The 21,410-nt window shown below is 76.7% G+C and carries 18 protein-coding genes; 9 read left to right on the top strand and 9 right to left on the bottom strand.

What is annotated here, in order from left to right; translation table 11 throughout:
* Positions 1 to 98 precede the first annotated feature (98 nt).
* On the bottom strand, positions 99 to 659 hold the full coding sequence (locus DMB38_RS35735) for a hypothetical protein (RefSeq protein ID WP_125938676.1): 561 nt from the start codon (positions 657 to 659) through the stop codon (positions 99 to 101).
* 270 nt (positions 660 to 929) lie between these two features.
* On the opposite strand from DMB38_RS35735, the gene DMB38_RS35730 reads away from it, so the two are divergent.
* A complete protein-coding gene (locus tag DMB38_RS35730) occupies positions 930 to 2,489 on the top strand; it encodes a carboxylesterase family protein (protein WP_240662651.1) in 1,560 nt (519 codons plus the stop codon).
* A gap of 17 nt (positions 2,490 to 2,506) precedes the next feature.
* On the opposite strand, the gene DMB38_RS35725 is transcribed toward DMB38_RS35730, so the two are convergent.
* The 3 genes from DMB38_RS35725 to DMB38_RS35715 form a co-directional block, all read right to left on the bottom strand.
* The gene (locus tag DMB38_RS35725; protein WP_125938675.1) at positions 2,507 to 2,752 is read right to left on the bottom strand and encodes a hypothetical protein; all 246 of its coding nucleotides are present in this window, start codon (positions 2,750 to 2,752) and stop codon (positions 2,507 to 2,509) included.
* A 124-nt stretch (positions 2,753 to 2,876) separates the two neighbouring features.
* The gene (locus tag DMB38_RS35720) at positions 2,877 to 3,287 is read right to left on the bottom strand and encodes a hypothetical protein (protein WP_125938674.1); all 411 of its coding nucleotides are present in this window, start codon (positions 3,285 to 3,287) and stop codon (positions 2,877 to 2,879) included.
* A 60-nt stretch (positions 3,288 to 3,347) separates the two neighbouring features.
* Positions 3,348 to 4,115, bottom strand: a complete 768-nt coding sequence (locus tag DMB38_RS35715) for an SDR family oxidoreductase (protein WP_125938673.1) — start codon at positions 4,113 to 4,115, stop codon at positions 3,348 to 3,350.
* Positions 4,116 to 4,218: 103 nt separating this feature from the next.
* Here DMB38_RS35715 and DMB38_RS35710 point away from each other — a divergent pair, with 103 nt between their 5' ends.
* The gene (locus DMB38_RS35710; protein WP_125938672.1) at positions 4,219 to 5,058 is read left to right on the top strand and encodes a helix-turn-helix transcriptional regulator; all 840 of its coding nucleotides are present in this window, start codon (positions 4,219 to 4,221) and stop codon (positions 5,056 to 5,058) included.
* Positions 5,059 to 5,081: 23 nt separating this feature from the next.
* Here DMB38_RS35710 and DMB38_RS35705 read toward each other — a convergent pair whose 3' ends face one another.
* Positions 5,082 to 6,083, bottom strand: coding sequence for a GNAT family N-acetyltransferase (locus DMB38_RS35705; protein ID WP_240662650.1), 1,002 nt, complete (start codon positions 6,081 to 6,083; stop codon positions 5,082 to 5,084).
* 214 nt (positions 6,084 to 6,297) lie between these two features.
* Here DMB38_RS35705 and DMB38_RS35700 point away from each other — a divergent pair, with 214 nt between their 5' ends.
* Positions 6,298 to 7,026 (top strand): SDR family NAD(P)-dependent oxidoreductase, encoded by a 729-nt coding sequence (locus DMB38_RS35700; RefSeq protein WP_125938671.1) that lies wholly within the window; start codon positions 6,298 to 6,300, stop codon positions 7,024 to 7,026.
* Between the two features lie 83 nt (positions 7,027 to 7,109).
* Entirely contained in the window at positions 7,110 to 8,090 is a 981-nt protein-coding gene (locus DMB38_RS35695; RefSeq protein ID WP_125939488.1) for a LysR family transcriptional regulator, read from the top strand.
* 15 nt (positions 8,091 to 8,105) lie between these two features.
* Here the strand turns inward: DMB38_RS35695 and DMB38_RS35690 are convergent, their stop codons facing one another.
* Positions 8,106 to 8,993 carry a hypothetical protein gene (locus tag DMB38_RS35690; RefSeq protein WP_125938670.1) on the bottom strand — a complete coding sequence of 296 codons (888 nt, stop codon included), beginning with the start codon at positions 8,991 to 8,993 and terminating at the stop codon, positions 8,106 to 8,108.
* 117 nt (positions 8,994 to 9,110) lie between these two features.
* Positions 9,111 to 12,005 carry a hypothetical protein gene (locus tag DMB38_RS35685; protein ID WP_125938669.1) on the bottom strand — a complete coding sequence of 965 codons (2,895 nt, stop codon included), beginning with the start codon at positions 12,003 to 12,005 and terminating at the stop codon, positions 9,111 to 9,113.
* A 132-nt stretch (positions 12,006 to 12,137) separates the two neighbouring features.
* Between DMB38_RS35685 and DMB38_RS35680 the strand changes: the two genes are divergently transcribed.
* Positions 12,138 to 14,210, top strand: a complete 2,073-nt coding sequence (locus tag DMB38_RS35680; protein ID WP_125938668.1) for a histidine kinase — start codon at positions 12,138 to 12,140, stop codon at positions 14,208 to 14,210.
* A complete protein-coding gene (locus DMB38_RS35675) occupies positions 14,207 to 14,863 on the top strand; it encodes a response regulator transcription factor (protein ID WP_125938667.1) in 657 nt (218 codons plus the stop codon). The genes DMB38_RS35680 and DMB38_RS35675 overlap by 4 nt, the downstream gene beginning before the upstream one ends.
* Positions 14,864 to 14,869: 6 nt before the next feature.
* Here the strand turns inward: DMB38_RS35675 and DMB38_RS35670 are convergent, their stop codons facing one another.
* Positions 14,870 to 15,664, bottom strand: a complete 795-nt coding sequence (locus tag DMB38_RS35670) for a DJ-1/PfpI family protein (RefSeq protein WP_125938666.1) — start codon at positions 15,662 to 15,664, stop codon at positions 14,870 to 14,872.
* Positions 15,661 to 16,674, bottom strand: a complete 1,014-nt coding sequence (locus DMB38_RS35665) for a DJ-1/PfpI family protein (RefSeq protein ID WP_125938665.1) — start codon at positions 16,672 to 16,674, stop codon at positions 15,661 to 15,663. The genes DMB38_RS35670 and DMB38_RS35665 overlap by 4 nt, the downstream gene beginning before the upstream one ends.
* Positions 16,675 to 16,756: 82 nt before the next feature.
* Here DMB38_RS35665 and DMB38_RS35660 point away from each other — a divergent pair, with 82 nt between their 5' ends.
* The 3 genes from DMB38_RS35660 (at position 16,757) to scpA (ending at position 21,405) form a co-directional block, all read left to right on the top strand.
* Positions 16,757 to 17,227 carry an SRPBCC family protein gene (locus tag DMB38_RS35660; RefSeq protein WP_125938664.1) on the top strand — a complete coding sequence of 157 codons (471 nt, stop codon included), beginning with the start codon at positions 16,757 to 16,759 and terminating at the stop codon, positions 17,225 to 17,227.
* Between the two features lie 189 nt (positions 17,228 to 17,416).
* Positions 17,417 to 19,231, top strand: coding sequence for a methylmalonyl-CoA mutase family protein (locus DMB38_RS35655; RefSeq protein WP_125938663.1), 1,815 nt, complete (start codon positions 17,417 to 17,419; stop codon positions 19,229 to 19,231).
* Entirely contained in the window at positions 19,228 to 21,405 is a 2,178-nt protein-coding gene (gene scpA, locus DMB38_RS35650; RefSeq protein ID WP_125938662.1) for a methylmalonyl-CoA mutase, read from the top strand. The genes DMB38_RS35655 and scpA overlap by 4 nt, the downstream gene beginning before the upstream one ends.
* The last annotated feature ends 5 nt before the right edge of the window (positions 21,406 to 21,410 follow it).

The raw sequence follows: 21,410 nt of genomic DNA, 5'->3' as shown, positions 1-21,410 counted from the left end.
GCGGCGTCCGCCTGCTCGAACTCGGCGATCCGGATCAGGCTGCCGGGGCCGGACATCGGTTCACGATGCGCCGGAGCTCTCCGGGTGCCCGTCACGTGTCAGTCCTCGACGTCCTCCGCCGACGTCGGGCCGAGCTGCGTGGCGTCCGCGTACTCCGGCATCTTCATGGGCTGGTCGAAGAGGAAGAACGACTGGTTCGTCCCGACCGTGAACTCCACGTACGCGCCCGTCGTCGCGTCGAAGCCGAAGTAGGCGTTGCACGCCGAGCCCGAGTCGTACGTGCCGTCCATGCCCGGCTGCGCCACCACGACCTTGCCGTTCGACGAGGAGTCCACCGCCTCGGTCGGCGTGAGCTTCTTGCAGCGGGGCACGGGCAGGCCCTTCATGACGAAGTACCCGTACTCGCCCTTGCCGTTCTGGATGTAGACGTACGACAGCTTGCCGCGCTTGCCCCAGGTCTTCACCCACTCGTTGATGGCCTCGCGGGTCGGCGAGTAGGTCATCTTCCCCGCCGGCTGATTCGCCACCAGGGCGTCGTAGTTGCTCTGCTTGGCGGCGTTCTCCTTGCCCCGGCTGGAGTCGTCCTCGCAGGCGGCGAGGCCGAGGACCGCGATGAGCGCCAGCACGGACGTCGTGGCGATACGGGCGATCGTCTTCATGGTGCCGTCCCTTCCTCGATGCCGACGTCGTCGGCGCAGGCCGCGGTGGAGGCGGCGTCCGGGTGAGCGGAAGGCCGTGGTCACGGAGAGCGGTGCGGGATGCCTGCGGTCCGGTCGCGTACGGGCGCCGCCAGGCGGCCTGCCGGCTCCTACTCTGCGGCCCCGCGCCCGGGAGGGGTCCCGCGGGCGGGCGGCTACGCCACGGGGAGTAGCCGCGGAGACGCCCGGCGGGGGACGCGGGCGGGCGCGGTGCGGCCGAGGCTGTGGGGCATGTCCTTACGTGCCCGTGTCACCTCGCTCTGTCTGGCCGTCGTCTCCGTGCTGTCCCCGGTCGCCGTTCCGGCCGCCGCCGCCGAAGCACTCGATCCCGCTCTGGTACGGGTGGACGGAGGGCTGCTGCGCGGCGTGCGCGACGGCGGCGTCCTGCGGTTCCGGGGCGTGCCGTACGCGCGGCCGCCGGTCGGCGAGCTGCGCTGGCGTGCGCCCCGGCCGCCGCGCCCGTGGTCCGGCGTCCGCGACGCCGGCGTGGCGGGGCAGCGGTGCGCGCAGCCCTCCGGCGGCGGGGAGGACTGCCTGTACGCCGACGTCACCGCGCCGCTGCGGCCGGAGCGGTCCGGGCCGCTGCCCGTGATCGTCTGGCTGCACGGCGGCGGCCTGACCACCGGCGCCGGATCCGACTACGACGCCGCCCGGCTCGCCGCCACCGGTGACGTGATCGTGGTGAGCGTCAACTACCGCCTCGGCGTGATGGGGTTCCTCTCCCATCCGGCGCTGGACGATCCGGGCGGTGTCTCGGGCAACCACGGGCTGATGGACCAGACCCGGGCGCTCGGCTGGGTCCGGGCCAACGCCGCGGCGTTCGGCGGCGATCCCGGGCGCGTCACGCTGGCCGGGCAGTCGGCCGGGGCCCGCAGCGTCTGCGCACACCTGGCCTCGCCCGCCTCCCGCGGCCTCTTCCAGCGGGCGGTCGTGCAGAGCGGTGCCTGCGCCAACCCGGTCCTCACCAAGGCCGCCGCCGACGCCAGGGGGGCGCGGGCGGCGCGTGACGCCGGCTGCGCCGGGGCCGCGGACGTCGCGGCATGCCTGCGCCGCGCGCCGGTCGCCGACCTGCTCAAGGTGCTGGGGGAGATGACGGCGCCGGTCACCGGGACGACCACCGACGACGCCTGGGGGCCGGTCGCCGGCACGCCGTTCCTGCCGGTGCAGCCGGGGACGGCGCTGCGGCGCGGCTCGGCGGCCGGAGTCCCGCTGCTCATCGGCAGCACCCGTGACGAGATGCGTTCCTTCGTCCCGGACGCGTACGACCTCGGCGGCCGCCCGCTCACCGCGCGCGGCTACGCCGACGTCGTCACCCGTACGTTCGGCGACGACGCCCCGGCCGTGCTGCGGCGCTACCCAGCCGCAGGCGACCCGAGCCCGGTGCTCGCGCTGTCGCGGCTGCTGACCGACCGGGGCGCCCGGATCGGTGCCTGCCCGACGCTGGCCACCGCCGCGTCCGCCGCCCGGCACGCGCCCGTGTACGCGTACGAACTGCTCCAGGAGAGCGGCACGGTGGTCGACGGCTTCCCCTACGGCGCGCACCACGGCTCCGATCTGCCCTACCTGTTCGGCCTGCCGTGGGCGGAGCCCGGCCCCGAGGACCTGACCGCCGCGATGACCGGCTACTGGGCCGCCTTCGCCCACCGCGGCGACCCCAACCGCGCCGGTCTGCCCCGGTGGCGTCCGGTACGGGCGCAGGGCAGGACCACGGTGCTCGGGCTGGCCGACGGCGCCATCGCGCCCACCCCGTTCGCGGCCGCCCACCGGTGCGGCTTCTGGAACGGCCGGTGACCTCCGCGGCCCGCGTGCTACGTCGATGCGGTGCCGGATGCCGGGGCGGGGATCGCCGTCACGCTGCGTACGACGGCGAAGAACCGCGGCTCGTTCCCGGCCAGGCCGGCCGCGGCCAGCGCCCGGTCGGCGTCGGCCAGCGGCCCGGCCAGCACCGCCGCGGCCGGCCCGGACCCGCCGGGCTCGGCCAGCGCCGCCTGCACGCTGCGCACCAGCCGGCGGTATGCCTGGGCCGCGGTCACCTCGGCGGTGTCGTCCGCCATCGTCGCCTCCGTTCGTCGGACGTGTCGTACGCCCTCATTCTGCCGAGGGGCACTGACATCGGCCGAACCGAACTCCCCTGCCGCCGGGGCCGGTTGGTCCCGGGGCAGGGCGGAGGCAGGCTTGTTACCGGGTCAGGTACGCGGCGAGCGCGTCGGCTTCGCGGCGCAGCCGGTCCGCGGCCTCGGCCCGGCCGGCGCCCTCGTAGACCCCGGCCTCGGCACGGCGCTCGGTGATCTGCGCCCGCAGCAGGGCGCGTACGTCGCCGGCGGAGAGCACCCGGCGGGCCGCCTCCGCCGAGCCGACGCCGGACCGGGCGCCGGCGACGTGCTCGCTCCCCTCGTCCGCCGGGGCGGCGGGGGCCTCGACCGCTTCTGCGTTGTCGATGGCGGCCAGCGCCGTGCGCAGCGCGGAGACGGTTTCGCGCCTGCGTGCCTTCATCGCGGCGCGGAGGTCCGCGCGCATGAGGGACCGCAGTGCCTGCGCGTCCTCGGTCGTCCCCGGGTCCGTGGGCGGTCCCGCCGCTGCCGCTGTCATGGGCCCAACGTACCGGTCCCGCCCCGCCGGCCGGCGGGCCTGCCCCGGATCGGCTCCCGGTCAGCGCTGGTGGGCCGGGCGCACGACGATCTCGTTGACGTCCACCTCCGGCGGCTGGGACAGGGCGTACGAGACGGCCGCGGCGATGGCGTCCGGGGCGATCGCGTGCGCGCGGTAGGTGCGCATGGCCTCGGCGGCGCCGGGGTCGGTGATGGTGCCGGCGAGCTCGGAGGTGACGACGCCGGGCGAGACGGTCGTCACCCGTACCGAGGGGTCGGCCTCCTGCCGCAGGCCCTCGGTGATCGCCCAGGCCGCGTGCTTGGTGGCGGAGTACACGGCGCTGGTGGGGACGACCTCGTGGGCGCCGACGCTGGCGACCGTGACGAAGTGCCCGGAGCCCTGGGCGCCGAACACGGGCAGCGCCGCGGCGATGCCGTGGAGCAGCCCGCGGACGTTCACGTCGATCATGCGGTCCCACTCGTCGACGAGGAGGGAGTCCAGCCGCGACAGCGGCATCACCCCGGCGTTGGCGACGAACACGTCGACGCGGCCGTGGCGTCCGCGGGCGCCGGAGACGAAGTCCTCGACGTCCGCCCGGTCCGTCACGTCGAGCCGTACGGGCTCCAGCGCACCGCCGGTACGTGCCGCGGCGGCGGCGGTGCGCTCCGCCAGGGCCTTCAGCCGGTCGGTGCGGCGGGCGCCGGCCACCACCCGGTGGCCCTCGGCGGCGAGCCGGGCGGCGACGGCCTCGCCGATGCCGCTGCTGGCGCCGGTGACGAGGACGGTCTTCGGGGCGGCGGGGGTCTGCTCTGCGTGCTGTGTGGTCATGGCGACGAGGCTGGGCCGGCCGCGGCGCCCGCGGGAGGGGCAGCGTCCTCCTGGGTGCGGCGCACCCAGGCACGCCGGCGGGCGCCGTGCCTAGCATGGCGGCATGGCACGTACCGAGCTGGGCGCCTTCCTCACCGCGCGCCGCGCCGGCGTCACCCCGGCCGCGGCGAACCTCCCGGTCACCGGGGAACGCCGGGTGCCGGGGCTGCGGCGCGAGGAGGTCGCCGTGCTGGCGGGGGTGAGCGCCGACTACTACGTACGGCTGGAGCAGGGCCGGGAGCGGTCGCCCTCCGCGCAGGTGCTCGACGCGCTCGCCGCCGCGCTGCGGCTGGACGAGGACGGCAGGCTGCACCTGTTCCGGCTGGCGGGGCTCGGGCCGCGGGCCCGCGCCGCGGCGGTGCCGGACCGGGTGGAGCCGAGCCTGCTCGCCCTCATGGACGCCTGGCCGCACAACCCGGCGGTCGTCCACAACCGCGCCTATGACGTGCTCGCCTCGAACGCCATCGCGGACGCGCTCTTCCTCGGCTGGTCCCACTCGCGCAACCTCATGGAGGTCGTGTTCACCGACCCCGCGGCCCGCTCCTTCTACCGCGACTGGCACGACGTGGCGCGCAACTCCGTCGCCGGCTTCCGCCTCGGGCACGGCGCGGCCCCCGGCGACCCGCGGGTGCGGCAGGTGCTCGCCGGACTGCTGGAGTCGAGCCCGGAGTTCGCGGAGTTGTGGGCGCGGCACGATGCCCGCGGCAAGGCGCTGGAGCAGAAGCGTTTCGCGCACCCCGCCGTGGGTCCGCTGACGCTGACGATGCAGACGTTCGGCGTACGCGCCGCCCCGGGGCAGGAGCTGGTCGTCTACCACGCGGAGCCCGGCTCGCCCGGCGCCGGGGCGCTCGCCCTCCTCGGCTCGCTCGCCGCCACCCCGGGCCCGGGACCCGGCCCCGGCTGAGCCGTCCGGTACCGGATCCGGGCTCAGCCGGGCAGGTGCAGCCGGTAGTCGTGGGTACGGCGGTACGGGCGGAAGCCGAGCTGCTCGCCGAGGGCGAGAACCGCGCCGTCGCCGTCGGCCGCCGCGGTCTCCACCTCGCCGATCTGCGGGTGCTCGGCGTGCAGCCGGCGCAGCAGCTCGGCGGTGATCCAGCGGGCCAGGCCGCGGCGGCGGTGGGCGGGCACGACCGCCAGGTGGCAGTGCTGGGCACGCGGGGCGGGGGCGGGCGGGATGAGCACTTCGGTGTAACCCGCGACGGCGCCGGTGCCGGTGTGCAGGGCGGCCACCGTCAGCAGCCGGCCGCTGCCGGGCTCCGGCACGCCGGAGCCGGTGCCGAAGGCGAAGCCGGGGACGGCCGCGGCGAGCCCCTCGGGGTCCTCGGCGGCGGCCGCCGCACCTCCGGTACGGGGCAGGGCGGGCGGGCCGGGCGCGGGGATGGCGGGGGCGTACCAGGTGGTGAGGCGGTAGCCCGGGTGGTCGGCGTAGACCAGTTCGGCCAGCCAGGCGCGGTGCACCTCGGCCAGCGGCAGCAGCAGATGGTGGACGACGCGCTCGCGGACGAAGCCGTGGCGCAGGCAGAAGACGTCGGCGGGCGTGCACGCAGGGGCGGCCGCCCGCAGGGCGGACCAGCCGCCCTCCCGGGCCGCGGCGGCGACGGCCGCCAGCATCAGGGTGCCGGTGCCGCGGCGGCGGGCGGCGGGGTGGACGTAGAGCTGGAGGTCCGCGGCCGTACGGGCCGGGCCGGGCGAGGCCGGCCGCACCCCCGCGACGGCCGTCACCTCGCCCTCCGCCCCCGTGGCCGCCCACGCCTGCGGCATCGCGCCGCCGGCGTGGGCGTCCCCCCGCAGTCCGGCGAGGACCTCTTCCCGTACCGGCGCGGGCACGCCGGGCAGGTCCGCCGCCCGCGCGGCGGCGACGACCGCGCGCCACGCGGCGGCGGCCGGCGCGGCGTCGCGTACGACGGCGATCTCCACCGGTGAACTCATGGCTCCAGCCTCGCCCCGCCCCGCCCCGCGAACAACGGCCGATCCGGGAACGTGCCATAACCGGACGGTTATCGATGGGGGCGGGGGATTCATAACCGACGGGTTATCCGTCGTTGCCGGATCGGCCGTTGTTCGCCGGGCGCGCCCGGCGGAGGCTGGTCCACGCAGACGAAGAGCAGGAGCACACGCAGCCATCGAAGGGGGCGCAAGGTCCATGACCGCCACCGCACGTACGGGCAGGGTCTGGTTCGTCACCACGGCAGGACACGGCGCGGGCCGGGCCGTCACCGCGGCCGCGCTGGCCCGCGGCGACCGCGTCGCCGCCGTCGTACCGGACGAGGCCGCCAGGGACCGGCTGCTGGCGCGGCACGAGGAGCACCGGCGCAGGCTGTTCGTACGGGCGCTGGACGTGGCCGACAACTGGTCGGTGAATGCCACGGTGTGCGCGGCGGCCGACCGGTTCGGGCGCCTCGATGCGATCGTCAACGACGCCCGCCCGCCGCGCCCCTCCCCCGGCGGCACCGCCGCCGGGGACCCGGCCGCGCCTGTCGGGTGGATACCCGAGCCGGCGGCGCGGGCGCGGATGGAGTCGGCGTTCTTCGGCCCGCTGTGGGTCGCGCAGGCCGTCCTCCCGCTGCTGTACGAGCAGCGCTCCGGCCATCTGCTGCAGCTCTGCGGCTCCGTCGCCCCGCCCGGTGCCCCGGGCACCGCGCTGGACCGCGCCGCCACCTGCGCGGTGGTGGCGCTGAGCCGGGCGGCGGCGGGCGAGGCGGCCCGCGCCGGCGTCGACATCAGCGTCGTCGGCGGCCGCCCGGACGCCGGGGCGCTGCTGCGGCTCGTCGACGGCGCCGCTGCCCGCCGCCGGGACGCCACCGCCCCCGCTCCCGGCCCCGCTTCCCCCTCCGCGTCCGCCTCCGCCGCAGGTCACGGCGCGGCGGCCTGAGGGTGACGGGGGCGGGCCAGGCGGGATACGCTCCGGTGACGGAGCCGGTTTCCGGCCACGGCCAGGCGATACGGGGGTGCGGGATGGAGCTGCGGGACATAGAGATATTCCTCGCGCTCGCCGAGGAACTGCACTTCGGCCGTACCGCGGAGCGGCTGCACGTCTCGCAGGCGCGCGTCAGCCAGTCGATCGCCAAGCAGGAGCGCCGCATCGGCGCCCCGCTCTTCGAGCGCACCAGCCGCCGGGTGGGGCTGACGGCCATCGGGGCACGGCTCCACGACGACCTGAAGGCGGGCTACCAGCGGATCCAGGACGGCATCGAATCCGCCGCCGCGGCGGCCCGCGGCACGACGGGGGTGCTGACGCTGGGGCTGATGTGCGCCCAGGCGTTCGACCAGGCGTCGATCCTCGCACGCTTCAAGGACCGCTACCCGGGGGTCGAGCTGCGCTTCCGCGAGGTGGTCTTCAGCGACCCGTTCGGGATGCTGCGGGCGGGCGACGTGGACCTGGAGGTCACCTGGCTCCCGGTGCGCGAGCCGGATCTGACGGTCGGCCCGGTGCTGGCCCGCGAGCCGCACGTGCTGATGGTCGCGGAGGGGCACCCCTTCGCCGCCCGCGGGTCCGTGAGCCTCGAAGACCTCGCGGACTGCTCGTTCCCGCAGCCGGTGAACCCGGTCCCGGCGTACTGGATGGAGGCCCTGATGCCGGCGCGTACGCCGTCGGGGCGGCCGATCCCCGCGGACGGGCCGAAGATCGCCACGTTCCAGGAGGCCCAGGCGGTCGTCGCGGCCGGGGACGCGGTGTGCGTGGTGCAGGGCGAGGCGGCGCGGCACTTCCCGCGCCCCGGCATCGCGTACGTGCCGATCACGGAGCAGCCGATGGGCGTCTGGGGCCTGATCTGGCGTACGGCGCACGAGACGCCGCTGGTACGGGCCTTCGTGCAGTCCGCCGTCGACACCCTCGCCGAGGCGGCGCAGGCGGCACCCGGCACGGGCGCACCTCAGGTGCCGCAGGTCCCGGAGCCGGCGCCCGCCGTTCCCCAGCCCGCGGCCGCCCGCGGCTGAGCACGTGCGGGCGGCTCAGAGCAGGGAGTTCCGCTTCAGCACCGTGACCGCGCCGACCGTACGGTAGCCGCGCCACTCCAGCGCCGCGGCCGGCGAGAACGAGCCGAAGTCGACCAGCCAGCCGCCGTCTTCCTGCTGTCCCGCGGCCAGCCGGCGCAGGTCGGCGTCGACGGCCTCCGGGGCGTACAGCGTGCGCGCGGGGCGGCCGGGCTCGGGAGCGACGTCGAGCGGCCGGATCGCCTCGCCTTCCGACCCGCCCGCGACGGGCAGCACCCCGTCGCCGGGGATGAGCGGGCGCAGCCGTTCCAGCAGGGCGGTGGCCCGGGGGCGGGTGTCGGCGGCGGCGTCGAGGAAGCGGATGGCGAAGGACAGCTCGATGGCGTGCGGCTGGTCGCCGATGTTCTCGATGGCGTCCAGGCAGTAGCGCGTGGCCCGCTCCAGCCAGGGGTGGGCGGCGACGGCGGGGTCGTGCGCGGCCAGCCTCAGCGCGGTGCCGGCGGCGAACGCGGTGCTCTGCAGGGCGGAGACCGCCGGGTCGGCCTGCGTCCAAAACGGCGCGCAGCCGGCCGGGTCCGCGACGGGCAGCGCGAAGGGCAGCCCGCCGTCGGGCAGCGTGACGGACAGCAGCCAGTCGCAGAGCCGCGCCGCGTGCGGGGTGGTGGCCGGGGCGGCGTCCACGAACGCCTCGAAGGCGTGCAGCGCGCCGCCGGGCTGGCTCTCCGGCGCCCGCAGGTCCGGCTCCAGACCCCAGCCGTAGCCGCCGTCGGGGTTGCGGTAGCCGTCGACGGCGGCGAGCACGGCGGCGGGGTCGGTCCCGCCGAGCAGCAGCTCGAAGCGGCGGCGGTCGAGGAGGCGCGCGTGGGCGGCCATGAAGGAGGCGGCGGCGGAGAGGTCTGCGGTCATACGCCCACGATGGCAGCGGTGCGGGCGGCGGTCTTGAAGGTTTCGGACGTGTCCTCCGGCGGGACCGGATCGGGGGACGGCCGCCGCGGCACCGGCGCCGTCCGGCGGCGGGTCGCGTCAGGCGCCCTCGCGGACCGTGAACGTCGTCGTGGCCAGCGCCGCCGCGTGCGCCGCGTTCCGGGCGCGGATGCGTACGGTGTGCCGCCCCGGCCGCAGCGTGAGCGACGCGGTGAGCCGGCCCGTGGCCGGGTCGAAGCGGTGCGGTACGGGGCGGCCGTCGACCTCGACCTCGGTGCCGCCCGCACCGACGCCCGACAGGCGGTCGGTCACCCGGGCACGCAGCCGGACCGCGGGGCCGGCGGGCTTCGCGCCGTCCTTCGGGGAGAGCCGGTCGACGCGCGGCGCCAGGGGGACGGCGCGGCCGGGGCGGCGGCGGGTCGCGTACTGGATGCGGGAGACGGACGGCGGGACCGGCTGCCCGTCGTGGTCCGGATCCTCGTCCGGGCCCGCCGCGAGGGCCGCCTCGAAGACCAGCGGATAATCGACGCCGCGCCTGACCCCCGGGCCGGCGGTGAGGGTGAACTCCACGCTCGCACGGTCCATCGGCCCGACCGCCACCTCCGTCGTGCCCGCGGGCACGACGGACCAGCCGCCGAAGGCGCGTCCGGTGACCGCGACGGTCCGGGGCACGTCGCCGAAGTTGTAGACGTCGACCGACATGCGCGTGGTGGCGGTCAGCCGGTAGCCCAGCGGCGGCGGGGCGTCTCCGTCCGCCTTGCCCGGCGCGGCGTTGGCGGCGGCGAAGCGCTGGCAGAGCACGATGTGCTCGGCCGCCGACAGCCGCGCCCGGCGGCCGCGGACGACGGCCGGGCGCGGCGCGGCGGCGTCCGGGGTCTCGCTGACCAGGTAGTACGGGTCGGGCGATGCCGGGACACGTACCGTACCGGCGGCGGAGCGGACGTGGGTGCCGCGGTGGGCGCCCATGATGTCGTAGCGCTCGGCCCGTCCGTCCGGGCCGGCGGGCACCGGCACGTCGGCGGGCCCGGGGCCCGGTGCGTACACGACGGTGACGGTCCGCGGCCCGTCGCGGAAGACGAAACCGGCCGCCGCGGGCAGCAGTTCGGTGAGCGTGCGGACGTAGTCCGCCGCGCCGAGCAGCGAGCTCATGGCCGCGTACGCGCTGTACGAGGGCCACGGCTGGAACTCCCGGCTGAGCAGCGCGAAGGAGACGCCGTCGTCGGTGCACGGCGGGGCGCAGAACCAGAAGTGCCGCGCGGTGCCCTCGGCGAGGCTCTCCACGGTGGAGAGCACGAGGTAGCGCGCCTGGACGACCTGCCGTGCGTGGGTGAGGTCGCGGCCGGGTTCCGCCGGGAGCATCGCGCCGCACTCCGTCATCCACAGCGGCAGCCCGGGCCCGTAGGTGTCGCGCAGCACGCGCTGTTCCCCGGCAGCGGCGGGGAACTCGGGGTCCGCGCCGGGCGCCGGATAGCCGTGGAAGCTCCAGGCGTCGGCGTAGCGGGTGACGTCGTTCTGCAGCATGAGGTCCTGGAAGGGCCCGGCGGTGGCGATGCCGGGGAGGACCACCGGCGGGTGGTGCGGGCGGCCGGCGATGCCGAGGGCGGCGGCCTTGACGTAGGCCGCGTGCTGGTCGCCGGTGCTGGCGGTGTCGTCGACGTCGGGCTCGTTGGACAGGTGCAGGGCGTCAGCGACGGTGGCGTTGCCGAGTCCGGCGAGGTGGGCGGCGTAGCGGTAGGCGTCGCGCAGGTCGGCGGGGAGCGGGACGGAGGTCTCGTTCATCGCCCAGGCGGGCGGCGGGGAGACGACCTCCAGCACCTGGAGGCCGTGGCGGCGGAAGGCGCGCACCGTGCGGCCGTAGACGCCGCTGTCGTAGGGACCGCCCGGCGCGCGCTGCGCGGCGGGCCAGGAGCTGCCGTCGCGTACCCAGCCGGCGCCCATCTCCCGCATCCCGGCGGCGAAGGCGTCGATCCTGGCGGGCGGCACGAGCGCGAAGGTCGCCACGTTGACGCCGAAGCGGCTTGCGCGCCCGGCGGCGGGCCGCCGCTCGGGCAGCCGGGCGAAGTGGCCGGTGACGGTGGCGCCGGGGGCGGTGTCCAGGGCCGCCCGGACGCGGTAGTTGCCGGGCGGCAGGTCCCGGGGCAGCGGTGCGGTGGCGCTCGCGGCGCCCGCGGGGACGGTCGCGGTGCCCGAAGTGACCGTGGCGGAGTGGTAGTCGAGGAGCGTGTACGTGACCGTACGCGCCTGCCGTGCCGTACCGCCGAGGCCGAAGTGCAGCTCGGCGGGCCCGTCGCCGCGCCAGTGGCCGAGGCCGGCGCCGGGGTCGCCGAGGTGGACGGTGCGCAGGGCGAGGCCGGCGGGGGTGAGGGTGAACTCGTCGAGGAGGAAGCGGTATCCGGTGAAGTCCTCCAGGATGGTGGGCTGGTCGACAGTGAACGTGAGGAGGTTGCGGCCGCGGCGCAGCTCGATGTCGCCGAGCGTGAGGCGGGCCAGGTCGCCCCAGGCGGGCGGGGATTCGTACCAGTGCGGCTGGGAGCCGGCGAGGGGCCTGCGCGGGGCGTCGCCCGCGGTGAGGTCGGCGTACGAGCCGGGCTCCGCGGCGTGCGGCTGCTCGACCGGGGCGGTCGCGACGGCGGTGAGCCGGTGGACCCCGGCGGCGGGGACGTCGACGGCGTACGTGGCGTACCAGCCGCGCGGGGGCGGGGGTTCGGCGGTGGCGAGGGCGAGGTAGGCGCCGCCCGCGGCTCTGGGGTCGCGGGCGACGGGGATGTTGGTGCGCAGCGGGCGCTCGCCGGGAACGGTGATCACGTCTGCCTCCGGGGCGGATCCCCCGGCGCGGGCGGGGCCGCCGCCGGCCGCGAGCGCCGAGCCGCCGGCGAGGGCGGCGGTCACGGCGAGACCGCCGCGTACGAGGGTGCGGCGGTCGGGCGTCGCCGCGCGGTGGCGGGCCGGGTCGTCGTGGGCCGCGGCTGCGGGCCTCTGGTCGTCGTCCGTCATAGGGCAAGCAGAACGCGGCGGCGGGGGCGGGCGCGTCGTGCCTGGGTACGCACCGGGGTCGGACAGCCGGCGGGGGGCGTCTCCGCCTCCGGGGGGAGACGGCGGCCGGCCAGGCGGCTCTACGCTGGCGGGATGGAGCGGACGGGGGGCCGGACGTGGCCGGTTGCCGCCGACGTCGCGGTGCCGGCGGCGCTGGCGGGTGGGCAGCCGGTGGTGTTCGCGGTGTGGGCTTCCGGTGGTACGGAGGCCGGCTGGGCGGGCGTGTGCGGGCTGCTGGCGGTCGTCGCGGCGGCGGGTGCGCTGGTGTGGCGGCGGCGGGCGCCCGCGGTGGTGCTGGCCGCCGTGCTGCTGCTCGACGGCGGCGGGGAGGCGCTGGGCCCGGAGGCGGCGGTGGTGCCGGCGCTGCCGGTGGCGGTGTGGGTGGCCCTCTTCTCCCTGGCCGTGCACGGCGGCGTACGGGGCACGTCGGCCGGTGCGGCGGCGGCGACGGCGGCGGTCGTGGGTGCGCCGGTGGCGGGTGCTTCGTCGGCGTGGGTGCTCCTCGACGGGCTGCTGGCCGGGGCGTCGGTGAACTTGCTGATCGTGCTCTGCGGGCGGCTGTGGCGGCACCGGGTGGCGCGGCGGGCGCGGGTCGCGGCGCGCCAGGCCGGGGTGGCGCGGGAGCGGGCCGCCGCCGCGGCGGCGGAACGGGAGCGGCTGACCCGCGAGTTGCACGACGCGGCCGGGCACCATCTGAGTGCGGTCGCGGTGCAGAGCGCCGCCGCGCTTCGGCTGGTGGAGAGCCGTCCGGAGCTGGCGGGCGAGGCGCTGGCGGGAGCGGCGGATACGGGCCGGGTGGCGCTGGCGACGCTGGCGCGGCTGGTGGACGCCGCGGGCGACGAGGTGGACGACGGCCCGCTCGACCGGCGGCTCGCGGCGCTCTGCGGCAGGCTGGCGGACCTGGGGTTCCCGGTGGCGCTGGCGGTGACGGGGCGGGCGACGGCGCTGCCGGAGGGGGTCGGGGCGGCCGCGTACGGGGTGGCGCAGGAGTCGCTGACGAACGCGATCCGGCACGCGGCGGGCGCCCCCGTGACCGTACGACTGCATTACGGGGCGGAGGAGTTGGTCCTCACGGTGGCCAACGGGCCCGCGGCGGCGGGTGACCGGGCTGCGGGGGTGCGTTCCGGCGGGCGCGGTCTGGCGGGGATGCGGCGGCGGGTCGGGGCGGCGGGCGGTCGGCTGACGGTGGGGCCGGGCGGTCCGGACGGGACGCCCGGGGGCGACGGCGACCCCGGAATCCGTACGGCGAGCAACGCGCGCCTCCCGGGTCGTGTGGTCGGCGGCCTGTATCCCACGGCGGGCGACCCGTCCGCCGGTGGCGGTGGTTGGTGCGTACGGGCCGTCCTTCCGGTACGGAACCGGGACCGGGCCGCGGCCCGCCCGGCCTGCCCGGTCCGCGCGGCGGAGGTGGCCGCGTTCGCCGGCTGTGCCGTCGTGCCGCTCGCGGTCGGCCCCGCGGCCGGGACCGCGCTGCTGCTGGTCCTGCACGCCGCCCCGCTGCTGTGGCTGCGCCGGGCGCCGGGGCGGGCGTTGGGCGCCATGGTGGCCGTCGCGCTCGGCTGGTCGGGGGCGTCGGCGGCCGGGCTGCCCGTCCCCGGCGCGCCGGCGCCCCTGACCGTCGCCGCGGCCGCCGAGCTGATCGCCCTCTACGCCGTCGCCGCCCGGCACCCGCCGCACCGCTCGTGGCCCGCGCCCGTCGCGCTCGGCGTGGCGGCCGGGTCCGTGCTCGGGCTGGCCCTCGCCGCGGATCCCGCGGAGCAGGCCGGTGCCGGTGCCGTCGTGCTCATGGCGGCGCTGGGCCTCACCGCCGCGCCGTGGCTGCTGCCGGTGTGGGCGCTGGGTTTGCTCACCCGGGCCCGCCGCGGCGAGGGCGGCCGGTGGGAGCGGCGGGCGCTGGACGCGGTGGCGGCCCGCGTCGGCGAGGCGGTGGCCGCGGAGCGGCACCGCGTGGCGGCCGGGCTGCGGGGTGCCGTGACCGAGCGCACCGCGCGGGTCGTCCGCGGCGCCGAGTCGGGGCTGGCGGGCCGCGTCGGGCACGCCGCCGCGCTGGCCGAGGTGACGGGCGAGGCGCGGCGGGCGCTGGCGGCGCTGCGCGAGCTGCTGGACATGATGGACGCCGCCGGCGCGAGCGCGCCCGCGGGCCCGGGGGCGGAGGTACGGGGATGAGCGTGCGGGTGCTGGTGGTGGACGACCAGGCGGTGGTACGGGCCGGATTCGCGGCGGTCATCGGCGCCGAGCCCGACCTGACGGTCGCCGGCGAGGCCGGCGACGGCGCGGAGGCGCTGCGACTGGCCCGTACGACCGCGCCGGACGTGGTGCTCATGGACATCCGGATGCCGGGCATGGACGGCCTGGCCGCCACCCGGGAGCTGACCGCGCTCGCCCCGCCGGCGCGGGTGCTGATCCTGACCACGTTCCGGCGCGACGACTACGTCTTCGAGGCACTGCGCGCGGGCGCGTCCGGCTTTCTGCTCAAGGACTGCTATCCGCAGGACCTGGTGGACGCCATCCGCACCGTCGCGGCCGGGGAGGCGCTGCTCGCCCCGGCGGTCGTGCGTGGGCTGATCGACGCCTTCGTGTCCGGCGCGGTCGTCCCGCGCGCGGCGCGGGACGACCGGCTGGACGCGCTGACGGGGCGGGAGGCCGAGGTGCTGCGGCAGGTGGCGAAGGGGCTGAGCAACCCGGAGATCGCCGCCGTCCTCGGCATCGGCAGGTCGACCGTGAAGACCCATGTGACGGCGGTCCTCGCGAAGCTGGGGCTGCGCGACCGTACCCAGGCCGTCATCTACGCGCACGAGACCGGGCTCGCCTCCCGCTAGGCCCCCCTATGTCTGCGAGTCCGCGAGGAGGCGCAGCGCCAGCTCCTTCAGCTCCGGGCTCGCCTCGGCCGCGTTGCCCGAGTCGTACGGGGGCTGCGGGTCGTACTCGACGGCGAGCTGGACCGCGCGCGCCGTCTGCTCGTCGGTGAGCAGCGCGGCCAGGTGGACGGACATGTCGATGCCCGCGGAGACGCCCGCGGCGGTGATCACCTTGCCGTCGCGGACGTAGCGTTCGGGCACGTAGGTGACGCCGAAGGTCGCCTCCAGGTAGTCCTTGGACGCCCAGTAGGTGGTGGCGCGGGTGCCGAGGAGGCCGGCGGCGCCGAGGACGAGGGAGCCGGTGCAGACCGAGGTGGTGAAGCGGGTGCGGCGGTGGGCCCGGCGCAGGAAGTCCAGGATCGCCGGGTTCTCCATGGCGGCGAGGGTGCCGCGGTTGCCCGCGCCCGGTACGAGGACCACGTCCAGCCCGCCGGTCTCGGCGAACGACCGGTCGGCGACGACCGCGGTGTGCCGGGTGTCGGTGCGGACGGGGCCGCGGCGTTCGGCGATCATCGTGACGTCGGCGCCGGGCAGCCGGGACAGCACCTCGACCGGGCCCGTCGGGTCGAGCAGGCTGAAGCCGTCGTAGAGCATGACCCCGATCCGCGGGCCGCCCCGCCCTCCGGTGCTCTCCTTCGTGCCGGCGTGGGCCGTGCCGGGCGGGAGTCCGGCCGCCAGGCCCGCCGCGGCGAGCGCCATCGCGCCGCCGAGGGCGGCCCTGCGCGTGGTCTTCCCGTCGGTCTCCGTGTGGCTGTTCGTCATGGTCCGGGAGTCTGCCGCTCGGCGCGGGGGCGGGCCCGCGGCATGTCCGGCATCCTGCGAATCGTGTCCCCGGTGGCCCCGTAGTGCTCCAGGAACGCCTGCCGCAGCGTCTCGGCGGAGCGGAACCCGCAGCGGCGCGCGATCGCGGCGAGCGTCAGCCCGCTGGAGCGGACGAGGTGGGCGGCCCCCTCGGTGCGGGCGGCGCGCACCGCGCGCGCCGGGGTGGTGCCGAGGTGGCGGGCGAACAGCCGGGTGAGGTGGCGGGTGCTGACGCCCGCGCGGGCGGCGAGCGCGCGCGGGCCGAGGTCGTCGGCGAGGTGTCCGGAGACGTACCCGAGGAGGTCGCGGACGAGGCGGTCGCCGCTGGGCGGGGCGGCGAGGAACATGCTGATCTGCGCCTGGTCGGCGGGGCGGTGCAGATACGTCACCAGCTCGCGGGCGACGGCGCGCGCGAGGGCCGGGCCGTGGTCGTCCTCGACGAGGGCGAGCGTCAGGTCCAGCGCGCTGGTCACCCCGGCGGAGGTGTAGACGTGCCCGTCGCGTACGTACAGCGGGGCCGGATCGACCGCGACGGCCGGGTGGCGGGCGGCGAGTTCGGCGCCGTAGCGCCAGTGGGTCGTCACCCGCCGCTGGTCCACCAGACCCGCGGCGGCCAGGACGAACACCCCGGTGCACACCGCCGCGACCCGGCGGGCGCCGGTGGCGAGCCTGCGTACCTGCCTGACCAACTCCCCGTCCACGGCGGCGCGCTCGTGCCCGATGCCGCCGACGACCATCAGGGTGTCCGGCCGCGCCGGCACGTCGGCGAGGCGCTGCCCGCCGCCGACGCCGATGCCGGCGGAGCTGAGCACGCCGCGTCCGGTGGCGGTGGCGAGCCCGATGGCGTACGGAGGTGCGGCGCCGAAGCGGTTGGCCGCGTCCAGGGCGCCGCTGGGGCAGGCGATGTCGAGTATCTGCGCGTCGTCGTAGGCGACGAGCACCACCCGGCGTACCGCGTCCGCCACCCGCACCCCGCCTCTCCGGCCCGCGGCGGCCCGTGCCGCTCCGGCCTCCGGCCTCCGGCAGGGTATCCGGCGGCCTAGCCTTGAGGGCATGGCCCTCTTCGAGGTGGAGCGTACGGTGCGGGCGCCGGCCGTGGCGGTCTGGGAGCGGCTGACGGACTGGCCGGCCCACGGCGGGCCGGTGCCGCTGACCCGGATCACGGGGGTGTCCGTACCCGCGGAGGGTGCCGGGGCGCGGTTCACGGCGCGTACCGGTGTGGGCCGGGTGGGCTTCGACGACCCGATGGAGGTCGTCGAGTGGTCCCCGCCGGAGGCGGGGCGGGCGGTGGGGCGGTGCCGGCTCGTCAAGCGGGGGCGGGTGGTGCTCGGTTGGGCGGAGATCGAGGTGTACGGGCCGGAGGCGGGCGGCGGAACCGCGGGGCCGGTGCGGGTGGTGTGGCGGGAGGAACTGGGGGTGCGGGGTGTGCCGCGGGCGCTGGATCCTCTGGTGGGGTGGACCGCGCGCCGGGTCTTCGGACGCGTCCTCGACGGACTGCTCCGCGCCCCTGACCCGGCCGGCTAGGCGCATACCACCAGCCGGGCGGGTGCCGTGGTGCGGTGGTGCAGCAGGGCGGTGACCGCCGGCGGTCGCCCAGTGCCAGAGCGCGGGGAGCAGGACGTGGCCGGGGTCGAGCCGCGACCTTGACGAGAACAAAGTCACAGCCAAGGCCGGCATCGCCTATCCCTTAGCCGACCTGGCTAGCATCCGACCATGACTGTCCTGCCCGATGACGGGCTCTCCCTGGCGGCCGAGTTCGCCGACGCGTCGCACGAGGAGTGGCAGCACCTGGTGGCCGGCGTGCTGCGCAAGTCCGGCAAGGAGGTCTCCGGCGCCGAGGCGGAGTCCCTGCTGTCCACCGCGGTGGAGGACGGGCTGCGCACCCCGCCGCTCTACACCGCGCGCGACCGCGCGCCCGATCCGGGCCTGCCCGGCTTCGCGCCCTTCGTCCGCGGCGGCCGGCCCGAGGGGAACGCCGCGGGCGGCTGGGACGTACGCCAGCGGCACGCCGTGCCCGACGCGGAGGCCGTGCTCGGCGACCTGGAGAACGGCGCCACCTCCCTGTGGCTCGCCGCCGGCGACGCCGGCGGCATCCCCGTGGCGGCGCTGGCGGACGTCCTGAAGGACGTCTACCTCGACCTCGCGCCCGTCGTCCTGGACGCCGGCGCCGAGACCGAGGCGGCCGCGCGGGAGCTGCTGCGGCTGTACGAGGAGCGCGGCGTCGCCGCCGGTGCCGCCCGGGGCGGCCTGGGCGCCGACCCGCTCGGCCACGAGGCCCGTACCGGACAGCCGGGGGACCCCGGGGCCATGGCCGCGCTCGCCCGGCTCTGCGCCGACCGCCACCCGGGCCTGCGGGCCGTCACCGTGGACGCCCTGCCGTACCACGAGGCCGGCGGCTCGGCGGCGCAGGAACTGGGCTGCTCCCTGGCCACCGCGGTCGCCTACCTGCGGGAGCTGACCGCGGCCGGGCTGAGCACCGCGCAGGCGTGTGCCCAACTGGAGTTCCGCTACGCGGCCACCGCCGACCAGTTCCTGACGGTCGCCAAGCTGCGGGCGGCGCGCCGGCTGTTCGCGCGGGTCGCGGAGGTCTGCGGGGCGCCCGCCGCGGGCGCGCAGCTCCAGCACGCGGTGACCTCGCCGGTGATGGCGACGCGCCGCGACCCGTGGGTGAACATGCTGCGCACCACGGTCGCCACCCTGGCCGCCGGGGTCGGCGGCGCGGACGCGGTGACGGTACTCCCCTTCGACCACGCGATCGGCCTGCCGGACGCGTTCTCCCGGCGCATCGCCCGCAACACCTCGGCCATCCTCGTCGAGGAGTCCCACCTGGCCCGGGTCATCGACCCGGCGGGCGGCTCCTGGTACGTGGAGGGACTCACCGGCGAACTCGCCCACGCCGGCTGGGCGTTCTTCCAGGAGATCGAGCGGGCCGGCGGCCAGGCGGCCGCGCTCCGCTCCGGGATGGTCGGCGAGCGGCTGGCACGGACCTGGGCGGAGCGCGGCAGGAGGCTCGCCACCCGCCGCGAGCCGGTGACCGGGGTGAGCGAGTTCCCCGACCTGGCGGAGAAGCCCGTCGTCCGCGAGCCCGCGCCCGAGCCGCCGTCCGGCGGGCTGCCGCGGGTGCGCAGGGACGAGGCGTTCGAAGCGCTGCGGGCGCGCTCCGACGCGCATCTGGCCGCCACCGGTGCCCGGCCGCGCGTCTTCCTCGCCGCCCTGGGCCCGGCCGCCGTGCACACGCCGAGGCTGACCTTCGCCGCGAACCTGTTCCAGGCCGGCGGCATCGAGCCCGTCACGGGCGGCACTTTCGCGGAGAGCGGGGCGTACGAGGCGTGCCTCTGCTCCGGCGACGCGGTCTACGCCGAGGAGGGCGCCGCCGCCGCGGCGGAGCTGCGGGCTGCGGGGGCGCGGCACATATACCTCGCCGGGCGCCCGGACGCGTACGACGGCGCCGACACCTACGTCCACGCCGGCTGCGACGCCGTGGCCGTGCTGACCGACGCACTCGACCGCATGGGAGTGGCGCGATGACCGTCCCCGACTTCTCGGACATCGAGCTGGGCACCCCGGCCCCCGCGGCGGGCGCCGACGAGTGGCGCGCCGCGGTCAAGCGCGGCGGCGACGGCGGCGACCTCGGCTGGGAGACGCCCGAGGGCATCGCCGTCCGGCCGCTGTACACCGGGCAGGACCTGGCGGACCTGGACTTCCTGGACACCTACCCGGGTATCGCGCCGTACCTGCGCGGCCCGTACCCGACGATGTACGTCAACCAGCCCTGGACGATCCGGCAGTACGCGGGCTTCTCCACCGCCGAGGAGTCCAACGCCTTCTACCGCCGCAACCTCGCGGCCGGGCAGAAGGGCCTGTCCGTCGCCTTCGACCTGCCCACCCACCGCGGCTACGACAGCGACCACCCGCGGGTGACGGGCGACGTCGGCATGGCGGGCGTGGCGATCGACTCGATCCTCGACATGCGCCGGCTCTTCGACGGCATCCCGCTGGACCGGATGACGGTGTCGATGACGATGAACGGCGCGGTGCTGCCGGTGCTGGCGCTGTACATCGTGGCGGCCGAGGAGCAGGGGGTGCCGCCGGAGAAGCTGGCGGGGACCATCCAGAACGACATCCTCAAGGAGTTCATGGTCCGCAACACCTACATCTACCCGCCGAAGCCGTCGATGCGGATCATCTCCGACATCTTCGCCTTCACCTCGCGGAAGATGCCGCGCTACAACTCGATCTCGATCTCCGGCTACCACATCCAGGAGGCGGGTGCGACGGCCGACCTGGAGCTGGCGTACACCCTCGCCGACGGGGTGGAGTACATCCGGGCGGGCCGGGAAGCGGGCCTGGACGTGGACGCGTTCGCGCCGCGGCTGTCGTTCTTCTGGGCGATCGGCATGAACTTCTTCATGGAGATCGCGAAGCTGCGCGCCGCGCGCCTGCTGTGGGCGAAGCTCGTCAGGCGCTTCGATCCGCGGAATCCCAAGTCGCTGTCGCTGCGCACCCACTCGCAGACCTCCGGCTGGTCGCTGACGGCGCAGGACGTCTACAACAACGTGACGCGCACGTGCGTCGAGGCGATGGCGGCCACCCAGGGCCACACGCAGTCGCTGCACACCAACGCCCTGGACGAGGCGCTGGCGCTGCCGACGGACTTCTCCGCGCGGATCGCCCGCAACACGCAGTTGCTGCTCCAGCAGGAGTCAGGCACGACCCGGGTGATCGACCCGTGGGGCGGCAGCGCGTACGTGGAGCGGCTGACGTACGACCTGGCGCGGCGGGCCTGGCAGCACATCGAGGAGGTCGAGCAGGCCGGCGGGATGGCGCAGGCGATCGACGCGGGCATCCCGAAGCTGCGGGTGGAGGAGGCGGCGGCGCGCACCCAGGCCCGTATCGACTCGGGTCGGCAGCCGGTGATCGGCGTGAACAAGTACCGGGTGGCCTCCGACGAGCAGATCGAGGTGCTGAAGGTCGACAACTCCGCGGTGCGGGCGCAGCAGATCGCGAAGCTGGAGCGGCTGCGCGCGGAGCGCGACGAGACCGCGTGCCGGGACGCGCTGGACGACCTCACGCGGGCGGCCGGCGGCGAGGGCAACCTGCTGGAGCTGGCGGTACGGGCCGCGCGCGCCCGGGCGACGGTGGGCGAGATCTCGTACGCGCTGGAGAAGACCTACGGGCGGCACGCCGGGCAGATCCGTACGATCTCCGGTGTGTACCGGAACGAGGCGGGCGAGTCGCCGTCGGTGGAGCGGACCAGGGCGCGGGTGGGCGCATTCGCGGAGGCCGAGGGGCGGCGGCCGCGCATCCTGGTCGCCAAGATGGGCCAGGACGGGCACGACCGCGGGCAGAAGGTGATCGCCACGGCCTTCGCCGACCTCGGCTTCGACGTGGACGTCGGCCCGCTCTTCCAGACCCCGGCGGAGGTGGCGCGGCAGGCCGTGGAGGCGGACGTGCACATCGTGGGGGTGTCGTCGCTGGCGGCCGGGCACCTGACGCTGGTGCCGGCGCTGCGTGAGGCGCTGGCGGAGGAGGGACGCGACGACATCATGGTCGTGGTCGGCGGGGTGATCCCACCGCAGGACGTGACGGCGCTGCTGGAGATGGGCGCCACGGCGGTGTTCCCGCCGGGCACGGTGATCCCGGACGCCGCGTACGACCTGGTGACGCAGTTGGCCGCCGGCCTCGGGCACGACGCCGCGTGAGCGGG

It is taken from the genome of Streptomyces sp. WAC 06738 (assembly GCF_003945505.1).
GTDB lineage: Bacteria > Actinomycetota > Actinomycetes > Streptomycetales > Streptomycetaceae > Streptomyces.
Note: the sequence above shows the minus strand (reverse complement) of the source record. Positions and strands in the feature narration are given on the sequence as shown.